This window comes from Streptomyces sp. SID3212, assembly GCF_009865405.1.
GTDB lineage: Bacteria > Actinomycetota > Actinomycetes > Streptomycetales > Streptomycetaceae > Streptomyces.
Genome location: NZ_WWJY01001246.1, coordinates 1 through 5,929, shown reverse-complemented (window position 1 = coordinate 5,929; position 5,929 = coordinate 1). Strand labels below are relative to the sequence as shown.

General features: G+C 71.6%; 5 protein-coding genes. All 5 read right to left on the bottom strand.

Features of this window, described 5'->3' with window-relative positions; translation table 11 throughout:
- A partial coding sequence (locus GT042_RS37555; protein ID WP_161313146.1) for an MFS transporter occupies positions 1-896 on the bottom strand: 896 nt, incomplete at its 3' end.
- 89 nt (positions 897-985) lie between these two features.
- Complete coding sequence (locus GT042_RS37550; RefSeq protein ID WP_161313144.1) at positions 986-1,588, bottom strand: helix-turn-helix domain-containing protein; 603 nt, start codon at positions 1,586-1,588, stop codon at positions 986-988.
- A gap of 69 nt (positions 1,589-1,657) precedes the next feature.
- A complete protein-coding gene (locus GT042_RS37545) occupies positions 1,658-3,184 on the bottom strand; it encodes an MFS transporter (protein ID WP_237531583.1) in 1,527 nt (508 codons plus the stop codon).
- A 264-nt stretch (positions 3,185-3,448) separates the two neighbouring features.
- Positions 3,449-5,200 (bottom strand): glycosyl hydrolase family 28-related protein, encoded by a 1,752-nt coding sequence (locus GT042_RS37540; RefSeq protein WP_202534800.1) that lies wholly within the window; start codon positions 5,198-5,200, stop codon positions 3,449-3,451.
- Between the two features lie 127 nt (positions 5,201-5,327).
- On the bottom strand, positions 5,328-5,837 hold the full coding sequence (locus GT042_RS37535) for a YbjN domain-containing protein (protein WP_161313142.1): 510 nt from the start codon (positions 5,835-5,837) through the stop codon (positions 5,328-5,330).
- Positions 5,838-5,929: the final 92 nt, after the last annotated feature.

Sequence of the window (5,929 nt, the reverse complement as noted above, 5' to 3'; positions counted from 1 at the left end):
AGGCTCAGCAGGACCGCGCGTCCGCCGCCGCCCGCCACGCGGGCCGCGAGCGGGGCTAGGTGGTTGCCCAGGGCCGAGCAGAGGAAGCCCGCGCAGGCCAGGCCCGCGAAGACCACCGCGCCCGACTCCGCAGCACCGGTGAGAGCGGCGGCCCGGCCGGGGGTGAGCAGTTCGAGTACGGCCAGCGCGGCGCCCGCCGCCCCCGCGCTCAGGAGGATCCGCCGGACCACGGAGTCCCTGCCGCCCAGCCGCAGCCCGTCCGCGACCGTGACGGGTATGCCGCGCAGGACGGCGCGGAGGGTGGCGCGTGGCCGGGGTGGTTCCGGCAGGGCCGTCAGGACGTACAGCACAAAGACGATCTCCAGGACGGCGGCCAGCAACGACGGTGCGGAGAGCGGGAGTACGAGGCCCGAGGTGGCCTCGCTCAGCCGCGCCCCGAGGTCGGGGCCCAGGCCGAGCAGCCACGGCAGGCCGCCGCCGAGGAGGGTGCCGGCGGCGAGTGCGGCGGAGGTGGCCGTACCGGCGCGGGCCAGGCCGGTACGGAGTTCCGCCTCGGGGCCCGAGTGCGCCTGGACGGTGTCGACGTACCAGGCCTCGGCCGGTCCGCTCGACAACGCGCGGCCCGCGCCCATCAGCGCCATGCCGAGCGCGAGCACCCAGGCGGTGGTGCCCAGCCCTTGCAGGGTGAAGGCGGCCAGGCCCAACAGGCCGGCGGCGGCCAGGACCGTACGGCGGCCGATGACGTCGGACAGTCCGCCGGTGGGCAGTTCGAGGGCGGCGGCGGTGAGGGAGTGCGCGGCGAAGAAGCCCGCGACGGCGGTGAGGGCCATGCCGCGCTCGGTGAAGAGGAGGATCAGCGGGGCGATGGTCAGGCCCACCGGCAGCCAGTAGAGCACCGAGACGGTGACGAAGCGGCGGCGGGCGGTGTGGGGTGGGAAGGGCGGGGGGGAGGGGGAGGGCGCGAGTCCGGGTCTACGGGGGGCCGTCACCGCTCTTCCCCCTCGCCCTTCGCCGCCAGCGGCAGCGCCGCCATCACCACGACGACCTGTTCGGCACGCGGGTCCCCCTCGTCGCGGGCGGCCAGTTCGTCCAACGTCCGGTGGAACACCTCCCACAACTGGCCTGCCGATTCAGGTGTCAGACGGGGCATCAGGTCGACGAGGCCCGACGGCTCCAGCCACTCCTCACCCAGCCGCCCCTCCGCGAGGTCCGCCTCGTTCCGGTCGACGGAGGCCTCAAGGTGCTCGATCTGGCGCCTGCGGGAGAAGTTGACGAAGGCGCGGCTGTCCGGGGACGCCGTCATCGCCTTGTTGTTCCACGAGGTCACGGAGTGCACCGCCTGCCAGCGCCGCTCCCGGCCGTCCCGGTGCGCGGCTTCCGCGACGAAGTCGTACTTCGCGAGGACCCGCAGGTGGTAGCTGGTGGAGGCGGACGACTCCCCTGTCTTCACGGCGAGTTCGCTCGCGGTGGCCGGGCCGTCCTGCCGCAGCAGGCCGAGGAGCCGGATCCGGAGGGGGTGGGTGAGGGCCTTGAGGGCCGCCGCGTCCTGTTCGGGGTCGAGGACCCGCCGCTGCTCGTCGCTGACCATGCGGCGAGCGTAGAGCGGCACCGGCATTCTGCAAAAGTAATTTTGCAGAATTTCTTTGGGGAAGCCGACCTAGAGATCCTTGCTCTCGGGCCCCGTACCCGTCACCCCCGTCACCCGCGTCCCCGGATGGAACTGCGCGCACACGAACGCCACCGCCAGCGCTCCCGCCATGCCGTAGAACACCACCCTGTTCGCCTCTGCGAAGTCCAGTCTGATCGCGGCGATCGCGTCGCGCGCCGCCTGGGCCGCCTGGCCGGTGCCCGCCGGGGTGCGGGAGTCGGCGGCGCCCGTGACGGATTCCGCGATGGTGTGTCCTGGGGTGTGGGCGGTGTCGTGCGGTACGCCCCGCGCCTGGAGGGTGTCGGCGACGCGGTCCGTCGTGACGTGGGTGAGGATCGTGCCGAACACCGCCAGGCCCACGCTCGCCGCGTAGTTGCGCAGGGTCTGGAGTACGCCGGTGACCTCGCCGTACGACGCGCCGATCGAGCGGTTCACCGCGTCGGTCGAGGCCGGGGAGAGCAGGAAGCCGATGCCGGCGCCGGCGAGGGCCACGTACGGCCACTGGTCGTGCATCGAGAGGTCGGTCAACTTGCTTGCCCACAGGGCGAATCCGACCGTCCCCAGCAGTGTCCCGACCTTGATGGCCGGGCGCGCGCCCCGGTGGTCCAGGATCCGGCCGCCCCACTGGGAGGCGAGGGCGAAGCCGATGAAGAAGTAGAGGAGGTAGAGGCCGGCCTGGTTCGGTGAGGCGCTCAGCGAGACCTGCGCGTACACAGAAGCGAAGAAGAAGACCGGGACGAACGCGATCATCGCGAAGAACAGCACCACCGCGTCGACGGTGAACGCCCGGTCCTTGAAGACCTGGAGCTTGACGAGCGGGTCGGGGATCCGCAGCTGGTAGAGGCAGAACACCACCAGGATCGCCAGCCCGCCCACGATGCAGCCCCAGGTCGCCCCGGAACCCCAGCCCCACGTGGCCGCCTGCTGGAGACCCACCACGCTCAGCCCCATACCGGCCGCGACCAGGATCGCGCCTGGCACGTCCAGGGGTTCGCGGTGGCCGGTACGGGGGATGCGGGCGCGCGCCGCCAGCGCGAGGGCGATCACGGCGACCGGGACGTTGATCCAGAAGATCGCCCGCCACGTCCAGTCGGTGAGCGCCCCGCCGAGGATCGGGCCGATGGCGGTCAGGCCGCCCGACAGGCCGAAGAACACCGCGAGGGCCCGGCCCCGCCGCTCCACCGGGAAGACCGTGATGACCACGGCGAGGGCGGCGGGGAAGAGCAGCGCCGCGCCCGTGCCCTGGGTGGCGCGGAAGATGATCAGCCACTCCTCCGCGAAGTCCCCCTTGGGGACCGCGCCGCAGAGGATGGACGAGATCACGAAGACGAGGGTGCCGATGACCATGATCCGGCGGTGGCCGAAGATGTCGGCGAGCCGCCCGCCGAGGGCGAAGAACGCGGCGAGGGTGAGCAGATAGGCGTTGATCACCCACTGCATGCCGGAGGCGGTGAGCCCCAGTTCGTGGATGATGTCGGGCGCGGCAATGGCCACGATCGTCTGGTCGATGAACGTCATCGAGACGGCGAAGAGCATCGCGGCCAGGGCGAGGGTTTGGTGGGGGGTGCCGCCGTCGGGGGCGGGGTCTGTGCTGGAGCCCGCGCCCGTACCGCCCGCGCCCGCGCCACGCGGGGAGATGCCCTCTTTGTCGCTCATGTGAGAATCTTGCCCGCAGCGGCCCGTCACGCGTGTGCGTGCGGGCCGCCCGGCGCGTCCCCGGTCTCGCCTCGCCCTCAGGGCCCGTCCACCCGGCCCGTCGACTCGGCCCGTCGACTCCGCCCGTCAACTCCGCCCGTCAACTCACCCCAGATCCCGCTGCGCCTCGTACAGGTTGCGCGGCCTCAGCTCCTCCGGCTTCCCGTACGCCTCCAGTCGCGCGTGGAGTTCGCCCGTGAAGTCCGGTACGTCGATCTGGTCGAACTCCCTCACCTCACTGATCCCCGCCGTCACGCTGTACGGCGCGATCTCGTCGATCTTGACGAGGCCCGCGCGCCCGTTGGTGACGGTGACGTTCCAGTGCGCGAAGCGCGCCCCGTACAGCGGTCCCGCGATCGCGTCGCCGCCGTGCCGGCCGTTGTTCTCGACCGTGATCTCGGTCCGTACGCTCGCGAAGGGCATCCCGCGATGCGTGTCGAAGGTGCCCATCTCCATCCGTCCGCGCGACCAGACGTTGTGGCTGGACAGGCCTTCGGTGTTGATGCCGTGCAGCTGCGTGCCAGCGGGCGCCGGGACCGTACGCTCCTCGATCACGAAGTCCTCGACGAGGTTGTCGTGCGAACCCTCGCGGCAGAAGTACGGGTGGTGGGAGCCGCGCCCCGCCACGCGCGTACGACGCAGGGTGCAGGCGGACGCGGCGACCAGGCCGAAGCCGTTGTCGACGTGGCGTACGACGATGTCGTCGGCCCAGCAGTCGTAAGCGCACTGGAACGCAACGCCGTTGTACCCCTTGTCGAGCAGGTGCGGGGACTGCGGGGTCTCCACCGCTTCCAACGTCAGGCCCTCCACACCGGAGTTGGTGAGCGGGGTGACGAGCGTGGTGAACCTCGGGTCCCACTCGGGTCGTACGTCGAGCGGCAACGGCCTTTCCAGGGTGAGCCGGTGGCCCCGTACGGAGACGATCCGTACCGGCCACTCGTACGGCACGTACGACGTCAGCTTCGTCATCGCGGGCCAGTCGTAGGCCGCCGGTCCCGGTCCGCCGCCCGCCATGTGCTGGAGGAGCGAGTGGTCGGTGTCGTCGGCGAGTTGGAGCAGTACCAGCTGCCCGCGCTCGACGGCCGAGGGGTCCTCGACGGTCACCGTACGGTCGCCGCGCCGGGCGGGGGCGACGGCGGTGAGGGTGCGCCACTCGTCGCGCTTGTTGCCGGTCCAGCCCTCGAAGGGCCATGCCTGCGCCTTGATCGCGGCGGTGAGCGAGGCCCAACGTTCCTGCGGGCAGAGCCAGATGAGGCCGCCGGCCCAGGACCAGCTGGACTTGTCGCCGCCGTAACGGCTGCCGTACCTGCCGATGATCTCGGTGAGGTTCCTGGTCGCGAGGAGTTTCGTACGGCCGCTGCCCGCGCCGCGCAGGACCACGTCGCTGTGGCCGATCCGGATGACGTCGTCGATGCGGTACGTGCCGGGCGGGATGGTGACCGTGCCCCCGCCGCGCGCTCCGGCAGCGGCGAGGGCACGGTTGATCGCGGGGGCGTCGTCCACGGAGCCGTCGCCCCGGGCGCCGTACTTCTTCACGTCGGCCACGACGGGGAGGCGGGGGAAGCGGGTGGCGCCCGCGCGGCGGCCGGCCTTCCCGACGTACGGGATCTGCGGGTGGGTGTACGGCGACCGGGTGAACTCCCGCCAGAGCGGGGAGGTGGGGGGCGTGGGCGGCCTGCGCCCACCGGCCGCCGCGCTGCCGAGTCCGGCGCCGGTCGCCGTGACTCCGGCGGCTACGACGACGGCGCTCCTGAGCAGCGTCCTTCTGCCGAGGGCGCCTTGACGGGCCTGGCCGACGTGACTGCCCTGACTGTCCCGACTGTCCTGACCGGCGTGACCGGCCTGACCGTCCTTCATGGGATCCGCCTCCACATACGTGAACGATGTTCAGGTGTACACATGGAGTTGTGAGCATGACATGGCGCCAGGTTGCGCGGGAAGGGTCAGGAAGGCAGTTGCTGCGCGTGCTTGTTGACGCTTGCCGCTACCGCTCGGTCAGATGCGTGAACGCGTCCAAGTTCCGCGTGGACTCCCCCCGCGACACCCGCCACGCGTACTCCTTGCGGATCGCGCTTGCGAAACCCAGCTCCAGCAGGGTGTTGAACGAACCGTCCGCCGCCTCCAGCACCGATCCCAGCAGCCGGTCGATCTCCTCCTCGGTGACCGCCGCGAGCGGGATCTTCCCGGCCAGATAGATGTCGCCGAGGCTGTCGATCGCGTAACTCACCCCGTACAGCTTGAGATTGCGTTCCAGCAGCCAGCGGTGGACCGCCTCGTCGTTCTCGTCGGGGTGCCGGATCACGAAGGCGTTCACGGACAGCGCGTGCCGGCCGACGCGCAGGGAGCACGTGGTCGAAAGCTTGCGGGTGCCGGGGAGGGTGACGACGTACGTCCCCGGCTCGGGGCTCTCCCACGCCAGGTCCGCGCCGCCGAGCAGCTGCTCGATGACCTGGGAGGCGTGGGTCTCGGACGGGGTCCGCGGTGCGTCAGCCATGGTGCGAATGTACGTCAGCGGGTGCGACGGCGGTGCTGGTGCGGGCGTGGGCGCGGGCGCGGGCGCAGGCGGCCCCCGGACCCCGGAGCCCC